The sequence below is a fragment of the Marinomonas sp. 5E14-1 genome, assembly GCF_039939215.1.
Taxonomy (GTDB): Bacteria; Pseudomonadota; Gammaproteobacteria; order Pseudomonadales; family Marinomonadaceae; genus Marinomonas.
On the sequence record NZ_JBDXMW010000002.1, the window covers coordinates 35733 to 58343 of the forward strand.

The window sequence follows — 22611 nt, forward strand, 5'->3', positions numbered from 1 at the left end:
ACCAAACGCTTTACCAAAAGCACCCACTAAAATGGGCTATCTAGTTGAATTCAATCCACTCAAAGACAAGCTGCCTTTACCGTTTTCACCTATACACCCCAGGCCATGAGCATCATCAACCATAGAAGCATGATTCAATTTGTCTTGAATAATAGGTCGTTGTTTTCCCGCCAGCGCAGACAAGACACCAAGATTCGCCATATAGCCAGTGCTAAACAACATAACTCAGCCGCAGCCAAGTCAGTCTACCAACACTTCTTCAAGTTGCTGATGAGGCTTCAAATGACCACAAACTAAATGCGAAACACCACCGCCCACACAGTATTGCAAAGCACCTTCATACATAACAGCAACAAGCGCAGGGTGATTAGCCAAACCAAGACAATCATTAGAACAAAAGGCCTTATATTCCTAACCATTAATTCTTGCGTTAGGTCTTTGTGGGTTATCAAGAACAAAAGGACGACGCATTAAGTCTTGCTGATGCCTTTCTTGAAGCGACGCCAACATCCACTCAGGTGCATTGTTAGGCGCTGGCCTCATAAAACAACTTAGACTCTTCTTGCTTCACGACTTGTGTCGCAATAGATTCAGCAACAGCTTCATCCGAATGCTCTTCTCGTTTTTCAGGATTTATACCTAATTTTGCAAACAGAGCCATGTCTTTGTCTGCTTCAGGGTTACCTGTCGTCAACAATTTTTCACCATAAAATATGGAGTTTGCACCCGCCATGAAACACAAAGCCTGCGTTTGCTCATTCATACCTTGACGACCTGCAGACAAGCGAACATGGGATTTAGGCATTATGATTCTCGCTACTGCAATGGTGCGAATGAATTCAAATGTATCAAGATCATCTACATTTTCTAATGGCGTACCTTCAACTTTCACCAACATGTTAATTGGCACACTTTCTGGGTGAGGTGTCATATGAGAAAGCTGGCGCAACAAACCGACACGGTCTTTTTGCTCTTCGCCCATACCCATAATGCCACCACAACATAATTTAATACCAGAATTTCGAACTCGAGAAAGCGTATCCAAACGATCTTGATACGTTCGAGTAGTGATAATGCTGTCGTAATATTCGACAGACGTGTCTAGATTATGATTGTAGTAATCTAGGCCAACATCAGACAATCGCTTAGCTTGATCATCATTTAATGTTCCTAATGTCACACAAGATTCTAAACCCAATGACTTAACACCTTTGATCATTTCAAGCACATAAGGAAAATCTTTTTCAGAAGGGTGCTTCCACGCCGCTCCCATACAAAAACGACTCGCGCCCTTTTCTTTTGCCAAAGCCGCTTCTTTAAGCACCTTTTGAACTTCCATTAACTTTTCTTTTTCAAGTTTAGTATTGTAATGACCACTTTGCGGGCAATATTTGCAGTCTTCAGGGCAAGCCCCGGTTTTAATAGACAAAAGAGTACTCACCTGCACTTCATTTGGCGTAAAATTTTCTCTATGGACAGTTTGAGCACGGAACAGTAAATCCATAAATGGTAAATCGAAAAGCGCTTTCACTTCCGCATGAGTCCAATCAAAGCGGGGCTCATTGGTGTTTTCGACAGACGTATTTATAGACATACTGACCTCAATGGAATAAATGGATGGAGCAATACTAATGGATTGGATAAATCTGTCAACACAAAAAATAAACAGAGTTTACTACGGTTTATTTATAAATCAATGCTATGTTTGCAATCGAAAAAGCAACCGCACACTTTGCCAACACTGTCACGAAGGCTTTCCGAAAAATGAACAACATTGCCTTCACTGCAAATGCCCCACCCAAACTCCGAACATTCTCTGCGGTAACTGCCAAGCATCCACTCCTGAATATCAGCTTTGCATCGCACCTTATCGATTCGAGGGAATAGTCAAAACACTGATCCATAGCATCAAATTCAACCAAGGAAATCACTATATTCGCACACTAACTCATCTATTGAGCGAACACCTGATACAGGCTTACTCATCAGATTCTTGGCCCGACCAACTAATCTACGTTCCGAGCCACCCGAATAGAATCAAAGAACGTGGTTTCTGCCAGACCAAAACAATGACCAATCATTTACTAAAAAACCTTCGGCAACATCTTGGTGAGCGATACCCACAACAGGTTCGCCAAAATCCACTTCGGAAACGAGAACACACCCAAGCTCAGCATTTACTGAGCCGAAAAGATCGACTTAAAAACAAGACAAAGCTCTACGAAGTGACAGCCCCTATCGCTAAACATGTCGCTTTATTTGATGACGTCATGACCACAGGAAGCACTATAGAAAGCTGCACAAAACTTCTGTTAAATGCCGGTGCGGAACGAGTTGATGTTTGGGTTATTGCTCGCACACCAGACAAGGAAAAGTAATTCTGCCAAGCGGATAACTTAGCCTTAGGCTTTTTCATTGTTTAGTACGCAACAAAAATAATGACAAGCGATTCAATGAAAAACACACGCTCAACACAAGATTATGTCGATTTAGACAAACAACTTCTTTAGCATCCATACATCTCAATAGGCCAACCAACGCCACATTATCTCGTTGAAAAAGTCGACGGCCGCCGAATTACATTAAGTGATGGCTGCACTCTCGTTGATGGCATATCACCTTATTGAGTAACTCAAGCAATAGAAACACAGAAAAAAAGCCCCAATAAGAACAATCTCATTGGGGCTTTAAAAAACTTCAAACCGCTTTAGAAGAGTAAAACTCTTACTGCTTCATTCTTTCAGCAAGATTTTTTTGCTCGTAAGCTTGTTCTTCAATATGCGTGATATTCAACACAATATTTTCTGCTCTGCGAATACTATCCAGACTCAAGGCATCCACACCTTCCATTTTATCATTCAAGTCACGGGCTACTGCCGCCTGCTCTTCTGATGAGGCATTAATCTGTGCAGTCATTTCAACCACCTGCTTAGTCGCAACTTCAATATCACTCATTTTTTGCGCAACTTGATTAACGCTTTCCACACCTTGTTGCGCAGCCAAAGTGCCTTTATCGATTGTTTCAGTCACATCAGAAGTATTCTTTTTCAACTCTTCCGTCATGGTATGGATATTTTGCGTCGCATTTTGTGTACGGATAGCCAATGCTCGAACCTCATCCGCCACTACCGCAAAACCTCTTCCCGCTTCGCCTGCTCGAGCAGACTCAATCGCTGCGTTCAAGGCTAATAAGTTAGTCTGATCGGCGATATCACTAATAGAGTGAACCACTTCATTGATGCTGTCACTTCGTTCAGCCAAAACAGCAACGACTTTTTTAGCGTCCGAGATGTCTTTGTAAACTTGGCGCATCGTCTTACCTGTTTGCTGCGCTAATAAACGACTATCTCCCGTCAAAGAACCAACAGACTCAGTTGCTTCAACCGCTACGTTAACGTGTGTTGCGACTTGAGTCACACTGGATAATAACTGAGAACTAGACGCCACTACACTTTGGAAAGTGCCGCGCTGCTCATTAAAGTTATTTAAGTTAGCAGTAACACTCGCTTTAGATTCTGACGCTCTCTTTTGAAGCTGCCCTGCACCTTCCTTCAAGCGATATCTAAAGGTATTTCCTGCGGCCTCTTGGTGAATTTGGGCAAACTTAAAGGCGACTTTAGAGCCAATCATTTTGCAGTATAAATATTGGCCAATTGGATTCTTTGACTCTTTAGGCAAGCCATCAACAACAGCATTTAAGCTTTGACTTTGATACAAAGACAACGCTCCACCCAAAGCAGCCAAAACACAGGACAGTATTTGGACAATCAATAGGTTGGAAGTGAGCCCTGCCACAGCCAAAAACACAAAAGCAGCCAATACAGGCCATACTGCATTAGCTAAATGAGAGCGGACTTTCGCTGCAAAAGGCAGCAAGCCTTTTCCCGCATTTAGTCGATCATAAATGCTCTGGGCATGTTGAATTTCTTCTCTTGTCGCCTTTCGTCTAACTGACTCATAACCGATGACTTTATTGCCATCTAACAAAGGACTTACATGTGCGCTTACCCAATAATGGTCACCATTTTCACAACGGTTTTTGACAACCCCCATCCAACTATTCCCCTGCTTTAGGTTTGCCCACATATCGGCAAAAACAGCAGAAGGCACATCAGGATGGCGAATAATGTTATGAGGCGTCCCAATTAATGCCTCAGATGAATAACCTGCTACAGCACAAAAAGCATCATTAACAAAAGTAATTCGACCTTTCACATCCGTACTGGAAACCAAAACATAGCTTTCTGGAAAATCATTTTCTTTATTGGTAACTAACATCTTTCGCATATAAAACCCTTATAATTATATTTTAACTTATGCTTCAGTTCTTTTATGTAAACTTCTCTTAGTATATTACTGACTCAAATCAATATATTTTTTCATTACTAGCAAAGAAATTAAACGCTCTCGTTCTTCATCGAAAAATTGTTGAACATATTCATTTGCATTAGCAATAATCTCTTTCGCCAAATCAGGATTTTCAATATAAAATTTTACTTTTTCGAGTAGATCTGAAAAATCATCCTTTAATAATACGTAATGGAAATCAGGTATTAGAGTCCCTTCCATAAACCAAGTTTCATAACGAGGCTGCCGCATAAAACAAAGCGAATTTGATGACATAATCCATTTTAAGTTCGTCGCAACATCATTGCCTTCCATAGATAAGATAAACTTATTTTGTAGCTGTTCGCTAATAGACATTCTTCCACGTGTGAAATCTGTTTCATACGTTCTTTTAGCTGGGTTTGATAAAGCAATATCACAATTTGGCGCATTAAAATATTTCCGACAAACATCATATCTATGATGTGTAGTAAAAGACTTCCCTCGCCACACAATTTGATCCACTTTATCCCCATAAGTCATTTCATCCTCAATAAAGTTAAAGTGACGAACTTTATTGAGCTTAAGTAAAATAGAATTTTGATTTTCATTCTGAATAGGGCGACTTTTTAACAAACTTGGTACATCAGGAACATAAGTAATATCCCCAAATAAATAATAAAATTTAGCCTTTGGAAAAAACCTTCCCACTTCTAACATATCGTAATAATAGGCAGATTCTACTTTCCTAGGACTGAGCTCTTTAATGCTCACAGCTTGATCACTTAGCACAAAACTAACATCTTTCTTTATGTAGTAATCAACTCGACTTTTTATATACTCCTTATCTTCTCTCTCTAGCCTTAGCAATAACTTTTTATGAGCGCTAGATACTATAAAACCTGGCATAAAATGATTCATAGCATTACTAACATAGAACTTAAACTTTGATTTCTTGTGTTTATATGGCCTCATAGTTTACTTCTTACTCCTCATCAAAATCTTGATAAGCTCCAGGCGCTAAATCTTCAAAGCGAGTATATTTCCCCACAAACGCCAAACGGCAAGTACCAATCGGCCCGTTACGTTGTTTACCAATGATGATTTCAGCAATTCCTTTATGAGGCGTGTCTTCATGATAAACCTCATCACGATAAACAAAGGAAATCACGTCCGCATCCTGCTCTATCGCACCAGATTCACGCAAGTCTGAGTTAACCGGACGCTTGTTGGGCCTATTCTCCAAACTACGGTTAAGCTGGGACAGAGCAACCACAGGACATTCCATCTCTTTCGCAATGGCCTTTAGAGATCGAGATATTTCCGAGATTTCATTCGTTCGACCTTCGGTAAAGCCAGGAATCTGCATCAACTGGAGATAATCGACCATGATCAGCGCGGGACTTCCGTGCTCTCTGGCAATACGACGCACTCGAGAGCGCATTTCTGTCGGGCTAATGCCCCCCGTATCATCGATAAACAGCTTTCGATCTTTCAGCATCTTTACCGCAGACATGAGCTTATCCCAGTCTTCTTGTATCAATTGACCAGACCTCATTCGAGTCTGATCAATACGTCCCAATGATGACAACATACGCATCATCAATTGTTCCGATGGCATCTCCAAACTGAAAACAATCACAGGTTGATCCGTGATCATGGTGGCATTTTCCACCAAGTTCATAGCAAAGGTCGTTTTACCCATAGAAGGACGACCTGCCACGATAATCAAATCAGACTTCTGCATTCCTGCCGTCATACCGTCTAGATCCGTAAATCCTGTACTCAAACCTGTAATAGCGCCTTCTTGATGATAAAGCTCATCAATTTTATCTACGGTGGCACTTAAGATATCCGCAGCAATTCTAGGACCGCCCTTTTTCTCTCCACCTTCCGCAATTTGGAAAATCTTCCGCTCAGCTTCATCCAATACTTCAGCTGCAGTCATTCCTTCAGGATGAAAAGCTCGAGAGGAAATATCGTTGGTTGTCGAGATCAAACGGCGAAGAATTGATCGTTCACGAACAATGTCGGCGTATGAGGCAATGTTTGAAGCACTTGGTGTTGCTTCCGCCACTTCGATTAAATAACCCATACCGCCGATGGATTCTAAATCACCACGCTTATCTAATCGCTCACCAATCGTAACCACATCAATGGGTTCTGATTCATCGGCTAAGCGAGCAATCACTGCAAAAATAAGTTGATGCTCTGGGCGATAAAAATCATCGGCGATCACAAGCTCAGACACCTTCTCCCAAGCTTGCGGATCCAGCATTAATCCACCTACAACAGAACGCTCAGCCTCAATAGAATAAGGCGGCAATTTAATAGAAGAGACTTCAGAATCATTTAGCTGCACAAAAAACATCCATAAAAATGCGGAGAAAAATTAGGAAGGTTAGCTTATCACGCCCATAAAAAAAGGGCATCTTGCAATCCGCAAGACACCCTCTTTGATCAAATAATTTAGAGACCTAAATTATTCAGCAGTTACATTCAAAGTAACAGTCACTACTACTTCTGGATGAAGCTGTAGATCTACTTCAAAAGCACCTGTGTGACGAATCGCGCCTTCAGGAAGACGAACTTCTGCTTTTTCTACTGCTACTTCAGCAGAAATTGCATCAGCGATATCACGTGTACCGATAGAACCGAAAAGCTTACCTTCATCACCAGCATTTGCAGCGATAGTGAAAGTTTTGCCTTCAAGTGTTGTAGCGCGAGTTTCTGCAGCAGCTTTACGCTCAGCAGCTTGAGCTTCAAGCTCTACACGACGCTCTTCAAAGCTAGCCAAGTTAGCTTTTGTAGCCATTACAGCTTTTTTGTTCGGAATCAAAAAGTTACGAGCATAACCTGGTTTAACAACTGCAACGTCGCCAATACCACCTAGCTTGTTTACTTTGTCGAGTAGAATAACTTCCATCTCGATCACCTCTAATTAATCATTAGCCATTACTTGAGTCAGACGATTTACCTTGAATTCTAGAACGAATATTTACAAAGCTGTCGATCACACACAAGGTGACCAAAATATTTGCGAAATATACATTTAGAACAAAAAAACCAACAAGGTAAAATGCAATTAGTCCAACAACCCCAATTTCTTTTTTTGCTAGAATACCGTGTACTAAAGCGAGACCAGGCAATACCAACGCAGGTATAACGGCCTGAGAGAATACAGTAAAGGAGCCGCCTAAGCCTTCTCCGATAAGTATCATCCCACCCAATACCAAACTAAATGGCACTGGCAATCTTAGTTGATGAAATTCTGTACGTAATCCACCTGGATTATAGAGCCCTGCTTGCCACTTTCTTGCCAAGAACAAAGAAAGAACAGCAATGACCACTTGGAAGATGGATATAGCCACCACCGCCTGATCAAAGATCAAACCCCTATCTGGAACGTCAACACCCTCTTCCGAAGACAAGACATTCTGAACAAGACTAACCGCCAAATTCAAAACATTTTCCATTAATAAAGGTTGAACTAGAGTGCTAATAACAGCTAAAAAACTGCCTACTAATAACACCCAACTCCATGACATTGTCGACCTAAGCAAATAGCTCAACAACATCACATCCGCTAACACCAATAACGCCGTTGCATCTCCTTGGAGCACCCACAACACAAGTGCTGGTAAACAACCCCAAGCTAATACAGGTATTCCTTCTTTTACACCTTTACGAAGCACCACCAACCCTAAGGTTGCAGCGGCCAGCCAAAACATCATAGGGATCAAAGTAAACAACATGACACCAATAATGGCGTTCAAGCGTTTCTTCATTACCCATTTAGCTAAACCACTCATATGAAGCGCTTCTTTAGCCTATTAATTAAAGTGGCTATCAGTGTAAGGAAGTAAAGCAATGTAGCGAGCGCGTTTGATAGCAGTCGCTAGCTGACGCTGGTAACGAGCCTTAGTGCCAGTGATACGGCTAGGTACGATTTTACCAGTTTCAGTAACATAACCTTTCAGTGTGTCTAGATCTTTGTAATCGATCTCTTTAACGCCTTCTGCAGTAAAACGGCAGAACTTACGACGACGGAAAAAACGAGCCATGAGTGTCTCCTAATAAAAAATATTGATTAATCTTCAGATTCTTCAGTTACTTCAGTTGTCGCTTCGTTGTTACGCTCTTCACGTTGAGGAGCAGAACGACGATCTTCACGACCTTCAGAAGCTTTAATAGGAGATACGTCAGTTACCGCACCTTTACGACGAATCACCAAGTTACGGATGATCGCATCGTTGTAGCGGAAAGTGTCGTTCAATTCAGACAAAACACTGTCAGAACACTCAACGTTCATAAGAACATAGTGTGCTTTGTGAATTTTGTTGATTGGGTAAGCTAGTTGACGACGACCCCAATCTTCTAGACGGTGTACTTGACCACCATCTTCAGTGATTAGGTTAGTGTAACGCTCAACCATTGCTGGTACTTGTTCGCTTTGATCTGGATGAACCAGAAAGACGATTTCATAATGACGCATTTAAGCTCTCCTTATGGGTTCTTAGTCTCCACGCTTCCCCTGTTAAAAAGCTGTGAGACAAGGAGTATTGATTTACAGGGACGCGCATTATATAGCAATAGAGAACAATAAGTAAACGAAATCGATACAGATAGAGTCGACTCAACTCATTATGCGCTAAACCACTTGAGTGAGTAGTCAATAAAATAACAAATACAAAATTAAATAGGGAAAGAAAGACTTACAGGGACAATAAAAGCACTATAGAATCCCTACCTTCTATATTGCTAAATATTAGCCTCTAGTATGGTTTTATCTTAGTTAAGGATTAGACAAATACAGATGAAAACTCTCTCTAATAATACTCAAGCTATTTTATTCGGACTCGGCGCTGTTTTGCTTTGGTCGACTGTCGCGACTGCATTTTCAATATCACTTAAATATTTAACACCCGCACAACTGCTCCTTGTTGCGAATGCTGTATCACTTGTGTTTCTAATCGCACTGATTGCATGTAAAGGTGACTTTAAAGAGCTTCTCACATCAGCCAAACAGTCTTGGAAATCTTCATTCTTTTTTGGGGCTATCAATCCCTTTATTTATTATCTAATTTTGCTTCAAGCCTATAGCATGCTTCCTGCTCAAGAAGCACAAGCCATCAATTATACATGGGCGATTATGCTCAGCTTCATGGCTGTCCCAATCTTAAAGCAGCGCCTCAAACCCACAGATTATGTCGCGGCAACAATGTGTTATTTTGGCGTTCTCTATATTTCAACTCGTGGACAAATCACTTCCTTAGAGTTTTCTAATGGCATTGGTGTTACCTTTGCTCTTTTAAGCACTGTGATCTGGGCAATGTATTGGTTGTTAAATACAAAAGATAAACGACCTAGTCTAATCGGCCTGACATTGAATTTTGCTTTTGCTTTACCATTAATCACGCTATACACCGCCATGACGGGCGAACTCACTCATTGGAATAAAGAAGGATTGTGGAGTGCCGTTTATATTGGTCTATTTGAGATGGGACTTAGCTTCGTGCTATGGAATCAGGCACTCAAACTAACATCTAATACAAGCCAAGTAGCCAATCTAATATTCTTGTCGCCTTTGCTTTCAATCATTTGGCTATCTCAATTCGCTGGCGAACCCATTTTACAATCTACTCTAGTTGGGCTAGCGTGCATCCTCGTCGGCCTTTTCGTACAAAATTGGGCTAAAAAAACAAAATAAAAGGACACTCAATGCCAGCTTTTATCTACTTACTATTGCCTATTATATTTTGGTCTGGCAATTACATTTTAGGAAGGTTAACAGTTTCTAATGGCATAGATCCTTACACCATCTCTTTTCTTAGATGGAGCCTAGCCTGTTTAATCCTGCTCCCTTTCGCCTATAAAAAACTCTGGCAAGAACGTAAAATCATCGCTACCAATTGGCCACTTCTGACTCTTTTCGGTTGGCTCGGCATTTGTAACTACAACCTATTTTTATACATTGGACTAACCTCAACAACTGTAACCAATGCTGTATTATTGAATTCCATTATGCCTGTGATGATTTTAATAACCGCTAGTTTTTTACTAGGGAACAAAACTTCTTGGTTGCAAAATCTAGGCATCTTCATTTCCACTGTTGGCGCCATCACCATAGTAAGTCGTGGAAGTTTGGACACTTTTTTACACCTAACCATTTCACAAGGTGATTTATGGATTATTGCCGCTACTGTCAGTTGGGCAATTTACTCTATTCTGATCGTCAAAAGGCCAAAAGAAATGTCTCTGATCGGCTTTTTTACCAGTACCGCCATTATTGGGACGCTGATTCAAATCCCCCTTTTCTTTTTATTTGGTGAAACACAACTAACAGATTTAACAAACGAAAACTTAGGTATCATCTTATATATGGCGCTTTTCGCCTCAATTGGTGCTTTCCTATGCTGGAACACTGGCATTCAAAAACTGGGAGCAGCGACAGCAGGACAGTTTATCCATTTATTGCCTGTTTTCAGCATAGGGCTTTCCGTTATTTTTCTAGAAGAAAATCTATTCAGATTTCATTATGCGGGGATTCTGCTTATTTTCTTAGGCATTCTTGTGGCGACAATACTCCACAACAAACGACAACAAGCCATTTAAGGCTTGCCTTTACAGAGGCTAGCTAGACCTACCAAAATAGTTTACAAACAATGGATGTGACGGTGTTTGACTCAAAACAGATACTGACTCATGAGCAACGACTTTGCCCTGTTCAATTAAGAGTACATTTCCGCCCACTAAACTGGCTTCCTGAGGTAAATGTGAAACCAACAAAGTCGTCAAAGAAAACTCTTCTGTCACTTCTTTCACTAAATAAAGCATCTCTTCACGCAAGGAAGGATCTAGCGCACTAAAAGGCTCGTCCAATAAAAGTATCGGCTTATTCCTTACCAAAACACGAGCAATTGCAACACGCTGAGCTTGCCCACCAGATAAGGCTTGCGGAAAACGATCTGCTTTATCAACAAGCTGCGTTTTCTCTAAAGCCCAACTAACCTTATTTTTTTGCTCGGTATTTAGAGACAAAGAAGGCGATATCCCAATCGCTACATTTTGCCAAACTGTTAACTGAGGAAAAAGATTGTCACTCTGAAACAAAGTAGAAATCGGCCTTTCATAGGGAGCCAAGGCAAGTAATGACTCACTGTTGAAATTCAATACACCATGACCATCCAGAAAACCACCAAGCAAATGTAAAAGTGTACTCTTCCCTTCCCCGCTAGCCCCCAACAGAGTGGTCACGCCCGATGAAATATCCACGCGATAATCCGCATGGAAGCTATCCCAATTGTATTGAAGGCTAATTTTTAACATTCTTTTGTCCTCCAATAAGCCGAGATGACAGATAAAACAAAACCAAACAAAGCGCAATCAATACCACTGCGACACAAGCCCCTTCTTCTAACCGATAAGAACCAATTAATTGAAAAAGGTACAAAGGCAAAGACACCAAACCTTGACTGCCAAACAAAGCAATCACGCCCATATCACCAAGAGACAACAACAAAGCGTACCCAAATGCTTGCGCGACAGACTGACGAATGAGAGCCCACTCCAAACACCAGCGAGACCAACCACGGATTCCTATACTCAAATATACATTTCGAAAGCGCTGCTCTTGCTGATGCAAAATAGGCATCAAAGCTCTGAGTACAAACGGCAAAGCCATCACAGCATTTACCCACACAACAATCCAATAGCTCGACTGAAGCCCCCAACCGAAATCACGCAACAGCAAAAAAAGCCCTGTTGCGATCACTAAGCCAGGCACCATCAAAATCATATTACCGAGATGCTCAATCTTATTGGGCAAAAATGACAAGTATCTGCGCCCAACACAAAATCGAGCCAAAACACCAAAACAAATCCCTAGCAATAAACTGGCCGCCGCAGCGGGCAAAGCGATTTGCAATGAAACCATGACGGACTTCCATAAAGAAGAAGACTGCAAGGTATCGAAAAAAGCAGCAGAAAATACAGGATCAAAAATCGCGATAAAGGGAGGAAAAACCAAAAGAAACACACACAGCATAGCGGCAAGGTCTGAGGTTTTCGCCAAGAAAGAGTCTTTCAAAATATATCGCTCAGTAGGCAGCAAGCTCACATCTTGACGATTAACAGGCGCAATTCGATACACAACAAGGGCAAACAAGGTGCATATCGCCACCTGCATCAGAGCTAAGAAACAGGCTTTGCCAAGATCAAAATCAAATCTCAACGCCTGATAGATAGCCACTTCCAACGTGCTTGATTTTGGCCCACCACCTAAACTCAGCACCACGGCAAAGCTGGAAAAGCACAACATAAAAATCAACACAAAAGCACCGGGCAAAGCTTTTTTCACATAATGCCATTCAATTAAACGAAACGCAGAAAGGCGAGAAAAGCCTAATTGGGCCGCCTGACGCCACTGACCCGAAGGAATCAAATCATAGCCTTGCAATAAAAAACGTACAGCCAAAGGCATATTAAAAAAGACATGAGCTAATAAAATTCCTGTCAAACCATACAAAGGAATTTGAAGACCAAATAATTGCCTCAACCAACCGGTACGGCCATAAACCACAACCAAGCCTAAAATCGCGACAATTGTCGGAACAACCATAGAAACAGAGAAAAGCTGCAAGAGAAACGATCGCCCGAAAAATCGCCGGTGAACAAGACAAGATGCAACAGGAATAGCAATTAAAATACTAACCCCACTGCTCAATAAGGCTTGCCACAACGAAAAACGTATCACACGCCAAAGGTAAGGCTGAGACAAATAGCCAAGCCAGTTAGACAACTCACCATAACGCAAAAGAGCCGCCAAACTGGCAGCTCCCATTATCAAAAATAGACCAACACCTAAAATAGCAGGCGTCATCCCTTGATATAAACGCAAAGAAAACACGTTAAGAAATCCTATCGAGTCGTCGCATTCAACCACTCATCAATCCAAGCTTTACGGTTTTTAGCGACTTCTTTAGCTGGCAATACTAAGTTCTTCGTTGGCTGCAAAGCACTATCAAATGCTGCAGGCAAAGGCTCTGAAGATTCAACCACAGGCAACATCCAGTTTCCTGTAGGAATCACTGATTGAAATTCCGGCTGCAAAATAAAGTGCATGAAACGTTCTGCCAAAGCAGGATTTGGTGCACTTTTCATCATGGCAGCCAATTCAACTTGAGAATAAAGACCTTCGCTAGCAGATACCGCTTTATATTTACTCTCGCCTTCCGCAATAATGTGATACGCAGGGGAAGTGGTATAACTCAGCACAACATCAGCTTCGCCTTTTAAGAACAAACCATAAGCATCAGACCAACTTTTTGTCACTGTCACCGTGTGACTCGCCAAACCTTCCCAAGCATCAGCCACGTCATCACCATAAACAGACTTCATCCATAATAGAAGTCCTAAGCCTGGCGTACTGGTTCTTGGATCTTGATAAATCACTCGAAGATCTTGATTTTCAACCACGTCCTTTAAACTCGTCGGAGGATTGCTCAGCGTTTCCGAGTTATAAATGAAAGCGAAATGGCCTTGGTCAAATGGGACAAAAGTGGTGTCATTCCAACCACCAGCGACAGTCACGTCAGATGTATCAACTGAATGCGTCGCCAACAACCCAGTCTGCTTTGCCGCCTCCATTAGATTCAGATCCAAGCCTAGCAATACATCGGCCTGAGATGATTTCCCTTCCAATTGAACACGAGACAAGATTCCAACAGAAGAATCTAAAGCAACAAAGTTCAATTCACAGCCACATTCTTTCTCGAAGTTTTCTTTGATTTTTGGCCCTGGCCCCCAATCTGAAGAAAAAGAGTCATAGGTATAAACGTTCAATGTATCCGCTGCAGATGAGACAGAAGAGAAAAGTGCCGCCAATGAGATAAAAAGGGCCGCGGAAGATATTTTCAACAAGAATTTATTCAATGTGTCGCTCCTAAAAAGTGAGCGGCGTACAGGAAAAACGGCAAGATGCTAAGAGTGCAAGCTTGCTACCTCGATTCCTACGCCAGCATGATCTGGATCAGGTTCAGTGGGTTAGCGGTCAATTCCGCTTCTCAGCTTAGGTTCTAACAAACCAAAGCACCCCATGAGATAAAGAGCAGTTATTGTAAAGAGTCAATCAACGGAAGTCTATTTCAGAAAGTACTCGAGTAACGGCGCCCTGATTTTTTTCTGCAAACCGTTGAGCCGCCCGTCCGACTCGATAACACAGAGAAGGATTACTAGCAAAAGAGATCAATGCATCTTCCAATGCTATTTCATCTAAGCAGCGAATCGCCCCTTTTATCTGTATCAACTGCTCTGTAATATCTAAAAAGTTAAAGGTATAAGGCCCAACCAAAATAACCTTCCCTAATAACGCAGGCTCAATCGGATTATGTCCACCACGCTTGATCAAACTCCCACCAACAAAGGCAAGATCAGAGGCTTGATAGTAATGCATCATTTCCCCCATCGAATCGCCAATAACCACATCGAAATTTGACCACTGATCTGGTGAGTCTTGACTGCGCAACCCAACCTTTTCAAAATATTGTTTTGCTAACGCATAAACCGTATCAAAACGCTCAGGATGACGGGGCACAAGCAAAAGCAATGCATCCGACTCTTTTTGCAAAAGAGCCTTATGTGCATTCAAAGCAATTTCATCTTCCCCTTGATGCGTACTCGCAGCAATCCAGACAAAACGCGAACCTAATTGCTCACGCCAATTATCCTGCAAAACATCAGGCGAAACAGAGAGATCAAATTTAATACTGCCTGTTGTTAACACCTTTTTCGCACCCAAGGCTTCAAATCGTTCCGCGTCACTTTTTGCATGCGCTAAAAAACTATCAGGCAGTTTAAATAGAGGTCGAGAAACATGAGAGAATTGTTGGTAGCGCAAAAAAGAGCGTTCGCTCAGTCGAGCATTTACAATGTCCACACGAAGGCCTTGTTGTTTTGCTTGAAACAGTAAATTTGGCCAAAGCTCAGTTTCGATAATAAGAAGATGCTTACAAGTAAGCCGCTTCAGCGCTCTTTTGACACTAAAACGCCAGTCCATGGGTAAATATCTGTGTTCAGCAAATGGAAAACTTTTCTCTACCTGCTCCGCGCCTGTTGGCGTCATGGTGGTGATCAAAAAGCGACATGTCGGATGCTTCTCACGCAACTGAACAATTAGCGGTCTTACTGCAAGCACTTCGCCAACAGAAGCACAATGAACCCATAAATCAGCACTTACAGAAGGCCAGAAACCCAGTGCTTCTTTAGGTCGATAATGACTGTATTTTTTTTGAAAACGCCGTATTTTTAATAAAATGGTCGGCGTTAATAGCAGTAAAGTGAAACGATACAACCACATAATCAGTCCGTTTCTTCCGAAAACTGTTGATTATGAAGCTGTGCATAAGCTCGATTTAATGCAAGAAGCTCACTATGGGAACCTTGCTCAATAATTTCACCATGGTCCACCACTGCAATAATATCTGCGTTTTCAATAGTCGACAATCGATGGGCAATTGCAATGGTTGTACGATTTTTCATCAAACCATCTAATGCAGACTGTATAGCTCTCTCAGACTCTGTATCTAAGGCAGAAGTTGCTTCATCTAAAATAAGAATTGGAGCATTTTTCAAAATAGCTCGAGCAATAGCAATACGCTGGCGCTGACCTCCTGATAGAAGAACACCATTCTCGCCAACCATAGTATCTAAACCATGATCTAATTCTTGGATAAAGTCCCACGCATTAGCTGCTTTCGCTGCATTAATCACGTCTTCATCGCTTGTATCTCGCAGGTAGCCGTAGGCAATATTTTCACGAATCGTACCATTGAACAACACTACTTGTTGGTTCACCAGAGCGATATTAGAACGCAAGTCTTTCAAGCGATAATCAGAGATAGAATGCTCGTCAATACAAAGCTCCCCATCATCAATGTTATAAAAACGGGGAATCAGGTTTGCCATCGTAGACTTACCTCCACCAGACCGCCCTACCAAAGCTAGTGTTTTTCCTGCTGGTAAAGATAGGTTAACCTTTTTCAAGGCTTGCTTGTCCGCGCCTGGATAAGTGAATGACATAGATCGCCATTCAATATCGCCCTTCAACTTGTCAGCAGAAATCGTACCTTTATCAATCTCTACATCCATATCAAGAAACTCAAAAATACTATGGGATGCTGCAATACCTTTTTGTAATGTGCTATTCACATCAGTTAATTGGCGAATAGGCTTTCCTAACATGCCTGCAGCTGTCAAGAAAGCAATAAAGTCACCCGGTGTCATACCAGAGCTAATAGAAGGGCTCAGCGCAAACCAGATTAAAATAGACATAGCAAAAGCCAGTATGAACTGCACAATTGGTGCATTCAGCGCCTTTGTTTTCTCCATTTTAAGCTGTGAGCGTCTATTTTCCTGAGCCGCCTTATAAAATCGCTCAGTCTCATACTGGCTACCGCCAAATATTTTTACCACTTCGTGGCCTTTAATAGCTTCAGAAGCAACATCCGTAACACCACCCATGGCATTTTGAATGCGCGTACTCAATCTACGAAAACGCTTAGAAGCATAAGACACAACCAAACCAATCAAAGGCACAACTAACAAAAACAATAAAGATAAACGCCAATTCATGTAGATCATGTAGCCTAACAAGCCAACAACCGTTAATCCTTCACGCAGCAAAACACGAATTGCCTGAGTAATCGAGCCAATCACCTGCTCTGTATTGTAAGTGAGCTTAGCAAGTAATCGTCCAGTGGGAATGGAGTGATAATAACTGGAAGGCAGCAACACAAGCTTATCAAACATGCTTGTTCTCAAGTCAAAAACGACATTGTTGGCAACTTTCGCCATGAAGTAACTGCCTAAAAACGTCCCTACCCCTCGTAGGATAAAAATACCCAATATAGAAAGAGGGATAAGAAGGCGACTTTCAGTAATTTTTCCATCTGAAACAATATCAACAATGTGCTTAAGCAAAGCCGCTAACGCAGGCTCCATAGCGGCATACAATATGTATCCCACAAAGCTTAAGAACAAATAGCCCCATGATGAGCGAACATAGCTAAGTAAGCGAAAATATATCTTCAAACCGGATTGAGTTTTAGTATTAGAGGGTTCAGCAATCACTTTATCTTGCATTTATAAATTCGCTTTTTCGATAATAGAGGTTGTCGAATAACCATCGACAAAAGACAATATTTTTACTTCGCCACCAGTTTTGAGTACATGCTCAGCGCCAACAATAGTTTCGATGCTGTAATCTCCGCCTTTCACAAGCACATCTGGAGATAACAGCTCTATCAATTCCTTAGGCGTATCTTCATCAAACCAAGTCACCCAATCGATAGCACCGATACCTTCTAAAACTGCCATTCTATGCACAAGGTCATTAATTGGTCTTTTTTCGCCTTTTAATCGTTTTACTGATGCGTCTGTATTTACAGCAACAATGAGACGATCTCCAAGCCCTTTGGCTTGCTTCATATAAGCAACATGTCCTGGGTGCAAAATATCAAAACACCCATTAGTAAACACCACTCTTTCTCCGTTTACTTGCGCAAGTTTTATTTGCTCCAATAATTCATCTGGGGGAAGAACTCCAAAGTTAGTAGAGTGAGACCGTTTGTACATAATCCCTGCTAATTGATCTGCCGTAATAAACGCAGTGCCTAATTTTCCTACAACATAACCTGCGGCTTGGTTCGCGTACTCAATAGCATCAGTAAAACGCTTACTGGTCACATACACAGCTGTTAATACTGCGATTACAGTATCGCCGGCACCTGTTACGTCATACACTTCTTTGGCTGAAGTCGCCAAAGAAAACGGCGTTCTACTCTTTTCAAACAATACCAAACCATCTTCGCCACGCGTCACTAACAAGGCACTCCAACCAAACTGATTTCTTAGCGCTTCACCTTTTTGTTGAATATCTGCATCAGAAGGGCATTCACCAACTATGGTTTCAAATTCAACAAAATTTGGTTTTACTAGAGTTGCACCACGATAAATCGAAAAGTCATCGCCTTTAGGATCAACAAAACTAGGGACATTTACAGCATTAGACAGCTGAATAAGAGATTGAACGCCCGCTAAACAGCCCTTGTTATAATCAGAGTAAATAACCGCATCTGCACTTGGCAAACAATCTTTTACCATGGCAGCGACCGCATCATTTTGGGACAAACAATCCTCGCGCTCTTCAAAGTCCAAACGAATCAATTGTTGATGACGGCTCATCACTCGTAATTTCGTAATCGTTGGAAGTCGTTCAGAACGAACAAAGCGACAAGTCACACCAGAAGACTCTAAACAGCGCTCTAATGTTGATGCATTTTCATCATTGCCCACAACACCAATTAAAGTGACAGAAACACCTAATTTAGCCAAACCTAACGCCACATTTGCAGCGCCACCTGGGCGATCTTCAATATTAGAAACTTTCACCACTTGCACTGGTGCTTCAGGAGAAATACGAGAAGTGCCGCCATGCCAGTAGCGATCTAACATTACATCCCCAACAACGAGAATGTGCTTATCCTTAAAATTCAGATATGAAGAGTTCATAGTCACATATTATTCGATTTTTGAAAGCCGCCATCTTATCATACTCCCCTACTTAGTTGGACATACCAAATATCACATGAAATAAGGCTATTTACATCATGTTGAACAACACCCTCTCTGGCTGCCAATCTTTTGTTTTTGAGCAACTTTTAGAAAACTGGGCGAAATATGGCATAAACCCAGAACATGGCTTTAGCTATGAGAGTATGAATCACGACTGGAGCGTCAACTCTGTTGGCCGACTTCGCTTATTAACACAGTGCCGTCAGCTCTATACCTTTAGTCATGCTTATCAACTTGAAGCGAAATCAGAGTGGTACGAAAAGCTTGTGCCTCTATTCGATTTTATTACAAACCACTATTTCCTAGAAGATCGTTGGATTTTTTCACTAAACGATGATTTGAGCGTTCAAGAAAAGCAATCTGACGCCTACGCTTTAGCTTTCGTTTTACTTTCGTTCAGCTATTACTATCAGGTAACTCAAAATAAAAAAGCTTTACATTACATTGAGAAGACACATCATTTCTTAATTGCCAACATGCAAGCGTCAACAGGCGGATTTTACGAGTCATATCCCATTGATATAAACCAAACCCGTCGTCAAAACCCTCACATGCACTTACTAGAAGGCTATATTGCCGCCTTCAACATCACGCAGAATGAAGATTATAAAAACGCCATTAAGTCATTACTAACACTCGCATTGGAGCGTTTTTATGACAAAAAAAACAAAACTTTACGTGAGTTTTTTAATTCCGATTGGACGCTAGACACTAAGACAGGCAATCAAGTGGAACCTGGCCATCATTTTGAATGGGTATGGCTACTTTATGAAGCAAATAAAATAACACCAAATACAGACTACACAGATTTAGCCCAGCATTTATGGTCAACAGCGACGCGTCACGGATTCGCTACTAACGGCGGTATTTACAATCAAATAGATGGTAATACTTACCTTCCTATTGATGAAGAGAAACGCATTTGGCCTATTACCGAATACCTGAAAGCTGTCACAATCATCCCAATAGGAAAAGAAGAGAAGCGTCATAGAATAGAGAACGCCCTTAGCTTTTTACAAAGCTATTACTTTCTAAACAACGGTGGCTGGAACGAATACCTCAATAAGGACAACACACCAAAAGACTACCCACTACCAGGAACTAGCAGCTATCATATTTTCCTAGGACTGGCCGAAGTGATAAGATGGTCAAATACAGTTAATAAATAAAGACTATGCTTCATAACTAGCTCTTTAAGTTAAAATAAAAGCTTCAATATTTAAAAAATACAAATTCAACATTAGGCAAATCGATGAAAACAAGCATTGTCTTTACTACTTACAACTCTCCTGCTTGGTTAGAAAAAGTTCTTTGGGGATTTTTCCAGCAAACAGCAACCAACTTCGAAATTGTCATAGCTGATGACGGCTCTCGCGATGAGACTAGAGAGTTGATCGAGAGAATGCGAAAAGAAACCTCCATTACCATCAAACATGTTTGGCAAGAAGACGATGGTTTTCAAAAGTGCCGCATTCTTAACAAAGCCATTCTCGCTTCTGAAGGGGAATATCTTATCTTCACTGATGGTGACTGCATACCGAGAAAGGATTTCATAGAGCAGCACTTACGCCTATCAGAACCTAATACATATTTATCTGGCGGCTACTTCAAATTACCAATGGACATTAGTAAAGCCATCACGCGAGAAGACATCATTAAACAAAACCCTTTTAATACTAACTGGCTAATCAGTATGGGAATGAAAAAAACACACAAAATGATGAAACTCACTGCATCAGGCACATGGGCAAGCTTTTTAAATAAAATCAGTCCAGCTCGTCCTACCTGGAATGGCCACAGTGCATCTTGCTATAAAAAGCACATATTAGCTGTGAATGGTTTTGAAGAAACTATGCAATATGGCGGGCAAGACTGTGAGTTTGGAGACAGATTAGTAAACTACGGTTTAAAAGCAAAACGTATTCGCTATTCGGCTGTATGCATCCACTTAGACCATAAACGTGGTTATATCACACCTGAAATGCTGGCTAACAGCCGAGCAATAAGAGAAGACACCAAGAAAAACAAAGTAATAAAAGCAAGAGTAGGGATAGATAAGCACTTGTAAAGTAAAATAAAGGTAGTAAACAATAGAATACTCTAAACGGAGCTTCTGTTTACTACCTCATATCAACCTTAGATTTTTTCTAAAACTTCACGAAGTTTAGAGCTCGATGTATGAGAAGTGTATGAAAAATAGTGAATAGATACATTTAACTTCTGAAAGTCTTCTTCAATTTTATTCCACTTATCTGTACCTTTCCAATCATCCCCGACAAACATTTTATCGAACTTAAGATTATTCCAAGCCTCTTCTTTATCGTAATTAACTTGTGGTACGACTTCATCTACAAACTTAATTGCTTCTACAATCTCCATTCGCTCTTGAAAAGGTATGATAGGTTTCTTATTTTTCGCCGCCATACACAGCTCATCACTTGTAACACCAACAATTAAATAATCACACTCTAACTTAGCACGTTTTAAAACATTCAAATGTCCAATGTGAAATAAGTCAAAAACACCTGTTGTATATCCAATAGTTTTCATACGACACCTAAAAATCACATATTTTGTGTTAAATATTCAACAATTCTTTTGCTTGCTAGACCATCCGTTTTTCCCGCGAGCTTCTCTGCTAATTCAAGACGAATATCTTCGAGCTCTTTCGGGTTTTTTAATTGAGCATCCACAAGAGTTTTCAAAGTTTTATATTTTTCAGCATGCACTGCGACTTTTGCATAAACCCCATAATCCTGGTCCATTCTTCTTTTAAATTTATAAGAAAAAATTCCACGATAATTCCATCTAAGCTTTAAAAAGTCACACCAAATGACAGGCTTGTTTAATAAAGCAAATTCAAATAAGGAAGAGGATGCATCACTAATAAGTACATCAGACACCTGAAAAAAAGGTAAAAGTGAGTAGTCTTCTGCCTGAGCTAAGTATACGTTGTCATATTTTGACCACTTACTTAGCAAAGCTCTTTGCTTACGGTAGGTTTTCTTGCTCAAAGAAAAATAATGAGGCTTTATAATTATATTATAATTTTGGAATTCACTAGGCCATTTAGATGGAAAGCGTTCAATACTGCTAGGATAAAAAGTTGGAGCGTACAATATCGTAGGTAAATCATCCCTTAAACCATAGTCCTTTGATAAGGAAAGTCCCGAAACCTCTCCATTAAAGATAGGGTCCAGCTTACAAAAGCCAACATCTACAAAGACCCCTTCCGGATATCTATCTGCAAGCCTTTTTCTTCTGTATTCACCTTCAACAAATCTGACCGTCATAGCGCAATTAGATTTTGAATAATAACTCGTCTTCGGCCCTATTCCATGTCCTAATTGCGCACTCTTTGAAACATTATGTAGGTCATCTAAATAAGAGAACGTATTACCAAAGAACACCCAGTCAGCTTTCTCTTGCTGATAAAAGTTAGAAGCCTCTAAATCATCCTCCACCCATTTGAAAGACAGTCCATTATCCTTCGCTATTTTGATAATAATATCGTTATGGATACTGTCATAAAAAACAAATGTTGTGGTCACTCCAAGTTTTAGCAACTCATTGTGGACTGGTAAATACTGAGGTAGGTAATATAGACTTTTAGTATCAAAAATAACTTTCATGTAGAAACTCTCTTAAGCAATA

At 40.9% G+C, this 22611-nt stretch carries 24 protein-coding genes and 1 riboswitch; of the genes, 5 read left to right on the forward strand and 19 right to left on the reverse strand.

The features are described 5' to 3' along the window. Positions 1-36: 36 nt before the first annotated feature. Genes ABFY09_RS01805 through bioB form a run of 4 tightly spaced genes read right to left on the reverse strand, consistent with a single transcriptional unit; the run spans position 37 to position 1594 of the window. Positions 37-222 (reverse strand): hypothetical protein, encoded by a 186-nt coding sequence (locus ABFY09_RS01805; protein ID WP_347982586.1) that lies wholly within the window; start codon positions 220-222, stop codon positions 37-39. 18 nt (positions 223-240) lie between these two features. Beyond that, positions 241-375 (reverse strand): hypothetical protein, encoded by a 135-nt coding sequence (locus ABFY09_RS01810; RefSeq protein WP_347982587.1) that lies wholly within the window; start codon positions 373-375, stop codon positions 241-243. 36 nt (positions 376-411) lie between these two features. Next, complete coding sequence (locus ABFY09_RS01815) at positions 412-543, reverse strand: hypothetical protein (protein WP_347982588.1); 132 nt, start codon at positions 541-543, stop codon at positions 412-414. Further along, positions 527-1594: a biotin synthase BioB gene (gene bioB / locus ABFY09_RS01820; protein WP_347982589.1), complete on the reverse strand. Its 1068-nt coding sequence runs from the start codon at positions 1592-1594 to the stop codon at positions 527-529. The genes ABFY09_RS01815 and bioB overlap by 17 nt, the downstream gene beginning before the upstream one ends. 475 nt (positions 1595-2069) lie before the next feature. Here bioB and ABFY09_RS01825 point away from each other — a divergent pair, with 475 nt between their 5' ends. Then, positions 2070-2378: a phosphoribosyltransferase family protein gene (locus tag ABFY09_RS01825; protein ID WP_347982590.1), complete on the forward strand. Its 309-nt coding sequence runs from the start codon at positions 2070-2072 to the stop codon at positions 2376-2378. 346 nt (positions 2379-2724) lie between these two features. On the opposite strand, the gene ABFY09_RS01830 is transcribed toward ABFY09_RS01825, so the two are convergent. From ABFY09_RS01830 to rpsF, 7 genes are all read right to left on the reverse strand, one after another. Beyond that, positions 2725-4287 (reverse strand): PAS domain-containing methyl-accepting chemotaxis protein, encoded by a 1563-nt coding sequence (locus tag ABFY09_RS01830; protein WP_347982591.1) that lies wholly within the window; start codon positions 4285-4287, stop codon positions 2725-2727. 66 nt (positions 4288-4353) lie between these two features. Then, complete coding sequence (locus ABFY09_RS01835) at positions 4354-5235, reverse strand: glycosyl transferase family 90 (protein ID WP_347982592.1); 882 nt, start codon at positions 5233-5235, stop codon at positions 4354-4356. A 76-nt stretch (positions 5236-5311) separates the two neighbouring features. Beyond that, on the reverse strand, positions 5312-6688 hold the full coding sequence (gene dnaB / locus ABFY09_RS01840) for a replicative DNA helicase (RefSeq protein ID WP_347982593.1): 1377 nt from the start codon (positions 6686-6688) through the stop codon (positions 5312-5314). Between the two features lie 120 nt (positions 6689-6808). Beyond that, a complete protein-coding gene (rplI, locus tag ABFY09_RS01845) occupies positions 6809-7252 on the reverse strand; it encodes a 50S ribosomal protein L9 (RefSeq protein ID WP_317003012.1) in 444 nt (147 codons plus the stop codon). 22 nt (positions 7253-7274) lie between these two features. Further along, positions 7275-8138 (reverse strand): hypothetical protein, encoded by an 864-nt coding sequence (locus ABFY09_RS01850; RefSeq protein WP_347982594.1) that lies wholly within the window; start codon positions 8136-8138, stop codon positions 7275-7277. A gap of 21 nt (positions 8139-8159) precedes the next feature. Next, entirely contained in the window at positions 8160-8390 is a 231-nt protein-coding gene (rpsR, locus tag ABFY09_RS01855) for a 30S ribosomal protein S18 (protein ID WP_024023215.1), read from the reverse strand. Between the two features lie 26 nt (positions 8391-8416). Further along, complete coding sequence (rpsF, locus tag ABFY09_RS01860; protein WP_347982595.1) at positions 8417-8821, reverse strand: 30S ribosomal protein S6; 405 nt, start codon at positions 8819-8821, stop codon at positions 8417-8419. A 321-nt stretch (positions 8822-9142) separates the two neighbouring features. Here rpsF and ABFY09_RS01865 point away from each other — a divergent pair, with 321 nt between their 5' ends. Together ABFY09_RS01865 and ABFY09_RS01870 are read left to right on the forward strand one after the other, a co-directional pair. Then, positions 9143-10036: a DMT family transporter gene (locus ABFY09_RS01865; protein ID WP_347982596.1), complete on the forward strand. Its 894-nt coding sequence runs from the start codon at positions 9143-9145 to the stop codon at positions 10034-10036. 11 nt (positions 10037-10047) lie between these two features. After that, the gene (locus ABFY09_RS01870; RefSeq protein ID WP_347982597.1) at positions 10048-10941 is read left to right on the forward strand and encodes a DMT family transporter; all 894 of its coding nucleotides are present in this window, start codon (positions 10048-10050) and stop codon (positions 10939-10941) included. A gap of 18 nt (positions 10942-10959) precedes the next feature. Here ABFY09_RS01870 and ABFY09_RS01875 read toward each other — a convergent pair whose 3' ends face one another. The 6 genes from ABFY09_RS01875 to hldE form a co-directional block, all read right to left on the reverse strand. Then, positions 10960-11655 (reverse strand): ATP-binding cassette domain-containing protein, encoded by a 696-nt coding sequence (locus ABFY09_RS01875; RefSeq protein WP_347982598.1) that lies wholly within the window; start codon positions 11653-11655, stop codon positions 10960-10962. Continuing rightward, positions 11642-13234, reverse strand: a complete 1593-nt coding sequence (gene thiP / locus ABFY09_RS01880) for a thiamine/thiamine pyrophosphate ABC transporter permease (RefSeq protein ID WP_347982599.1) — start codon at positions 13232-13234, stop codon at positions 11642-11644. Before thiP ends, ABFY09_RS01875 begins: the two co-directional genes overlap by 14 nt. Positions 13235-13245: 11 nt before the next feature. After that, the gene (thiB, locus tag ABFY09_RS01885; RefSeq protein WP_347982600.1) at positions 13246-14259 is read right to left on the reverse strand and encodes a thiamine ABC transporter substrate binding subunit; all 1014 of its coding nucleotides are present in this window, start codon (positions 14257-14259) and stop codon (positions 13246-13248) included. A gap of 56 nt (positions 14260-14315) precedes the next feature. Next, positions 14316-14433: riboswitch (TPP riboswitch) on the reverse strand. Positions 14434-14455: 22 nt separating this feature from the next. Continuing rightward, a complete protein-coding gene (locus ABFY09_RS01890) occupies positions 14456-15682 on the reverse strand; it encodes a 3-deoxy-D-manno-octulosonic acid transferase (RefSeq protein ID WP_347982601.1) in 1227 nt (408 codons plus the stop codon). 2 nt (positions 15683-15684) lie between these two features. Further along, the gene (gene msbA, locus ABFY09_RS01895) at positions 15685-17466 is read right to left on the reverse strand and encodes a lipid A export permease/ATP-binding protein MsbA (RefSeq protein WP_347982602.1); all 1782 of its coding nucleotides are present in this window, start codon (positions 17464-17466) and stop codon (positions 15685-15687) included. Beyond that, positions 17467-18894 (reverse strand): bifunctional D-glycero-beta-D-manno-heptose-7-phosphate kinase/D-glycero-beta-D-manno-heptose 1-phosphate adenylyltransferase HldE, encoded by a 1428-nt coding sequence (hldE, locus tag ABFY09_RS01900; RefSeq protein ID WP_347982603.1) that lies wholly within the window; start codon positions 18892-18894, stop codon positions 17467-17469. Positions 18895-18992: 98 nt separating this feature from the next. Between hldE and ABFY09_RS01905 the strand changes: the two genes are divergently transcribed. Both ABFY09_RS01905 and ABFY09_RS01910 read left to right on the forward strand, forming a co-directional pair. Further along, entirely contained in the window at positions 18993-20126 is a 1134-nt protein-coding gene (locus tag ABFY09_RS01905) for an AGE family epimerase/isomerase (protein WP_347982604.1), read from the forward strand. A gap of 83 nt (positions 20127-20209) precedes the next feature. After that, positions 20210-21025 carry a glycosyltransferase family 2 protein gene (locus ABFY09_RS01910; protein ID WP_347982605.1) on the forward strand — a complete coding sequence of 272 codons (816 nt, stop codon included), beginning with the start codon at positions 20210-20212 and terminating at the stop codon, positions 21023-21025. A 68-nt stretch (positions 21026-21093) separates the two neighbouring features. On the opposite strand, the gene ABFY09_RS01915 is transcribed toward ABFY09_RS01910, so the two are convergent. Beyond that, positions 21094-21507 carry an adenylyltransferase/cytidyltransferase family protein gene (locus ABFY09_RS01915; RefSeq protein WP_317002996.1) on the reverse strand — a complete coding sequence of 138 codons (414 nt, stop codon included), beginning with the start codon at positions 21505-21507 and terminating at the stop codon, positions 21094-21096. A gap of 14 nt (positions 21508-21521) precedes the next feature. Continuing rightward, on the reverse strand, positions 21522-22589 hold the full coding sequence (locus ABFY09_RS01920) for a CDP-glycerol glycerophosphotransferase family protein (protein WP_347982606.1): 1068 nt from the start codon (positions 22587-22589) through the stop codon (positions 21522-21524). Positions 22590-22611: the final 22 nt, after the last annotated feature.

Excerpts from the sequence above, each read along its gene's own strand:
- ABFY09_RS01805 (WP_347982586.1), bottom strand. The coding sequence starts at position 222 with ATGTTGTTTAGCACTGGCTATATGGCGAATCTTGGTGTCTTGTCTGCG.
- ABFY09_RS01815 (WP_347982588.1), bottom strand. The coding sequence starts at position 543 with ATGAGGCCAGCGCCTAACAATGCACCTGAGTGGATGTTGGCGTCGCTT.
- bioB (WP_347982589.1), bottom strand. The coding sequence starts at position 1,594 with ATGTCTATAAATACGTCTGTCGAAAACACCAATGAGCCCCGCTTTGAT.
- ABFY09_RS01825 (WP_347982590.1), top strand. The coding sequence starts at position 2,070 with ATGACCAATCATTTACTAAAAAACCTTCGGCAACATCTTGGTGAGCGA.
- ABFY09_RS01830 (WP_347982591.1), bottom strand. The coding sequence starts at position 4,287 with ATGCGAAAGATGTTAGTTACCAATAAAGAAAATGATTTTCCAGAAAGC.
- ABFY09_RS01835 (WP_347982592.1), bottom strand. The coding sequence starts at position 5,235 with ATGCCAGGTTTTATAGTATCTAGCGCTCATAAAAAGTTATTGCTAAGG.
- rplI (WP_317003012.1), bottom strand. The coding sequence starts at position 7,252 with ATGGAAGTTATTCTACTCGACAAAGTAAACAAGCTAGGTGGTATTGGC.
- ABFY09_RS01850 (WP_347982594.1), bottom strand. The coding sequence starts at position 8,138 with ATGAGTGGTTTAGCTAAATGGGTAATGAAGAAACGCTTGAACGCCATT.
- rpsR (WP_024023215.1), bottom strand. The coding sequence starts at position 8,390 with ATGGCTCGTTTTTTCCGTCGTCGTAAGTTCTGCCGTTTTACTGCAGAA.
- rpsF (WP_347982595.1), bottom strand. The coding sequence starts at position 8,821 with ATGCGTCATTATGAAATCGTCTTTCTGGTTCATCCAGATCAAAGCGAA.
- ABFY09_RS01865 (WP_347982596.1), top strand. The coding sequence starts at position 9,143 with ATGAAAACTCTCTCTAATAATACTCAAGCTATTTTATTCGGACTCGGC.
- ABFY09_RS01870 (WP_347982597.1), top strand. The coding sequence starts at position 10,048 with ATGCCAGCTTTTATCTACTTACTATTGCCTATTATATTTTGGTCTGGC.
- ABFY09_RS01875 (WP_347982598.1), bottom strand. The coding sequence starts at position 11,655 with ATGTTAAAAATTAGCCTTCAATACAATTGGGATAGCTTCCATGCGGAT.
- ABFY09_RS01890 (WP_347982601.1), bottom strand. The coding sequence starts at position 15,682 with ATGTGGTTGTATCGTTTCACTTTACTGCTATTAACGCCGACCATTTTA.
- msbA (WP_347982602.1), bottom strand. The coding sequence starts at position 17,466 with ATGCAAGATAAAGTGATTGCTGAACCCTCTAATACTAAAACTCAATCC.
- hldE (WP_347982603.1), bottom strand. The coding sequence starts at position 18,894 with ATGAACTCTTCATATCTGAATTTTAAGGATAAGCACATTCTCGTTGTT.
- ABFY09_RS01905 (WP_347982604.1), top strand. The coding sequence starts at position 18,993 with ATGTTGAACAACACCCTCTCTGGCTGCCAATCTTTTGTTTTTGAGCAA.
- ABFY09_RS01910 (WP_347982605.1), top strand. The coding sequence starts at position 20,210 with ATGAAAACAAGCATTGTCTTTACTACTTACAACTCTCCTGCTTGGTTA.
- ABFY09_RS01915 (WP_317002996.1), bottom strand. The coding sequence starts at position 21,507 with ATGAAAACTATTGGATATACAACAGGTGTTTTTGACTTATTTCACATT.
- ABFY09_RS01920 (WP_347982606.1), bottom strand. The coding sequence starts at position 22,589 with ATGAAAGTTATTTTTGATACTAAAAGTCTATATTACCTACCTCAGTAT.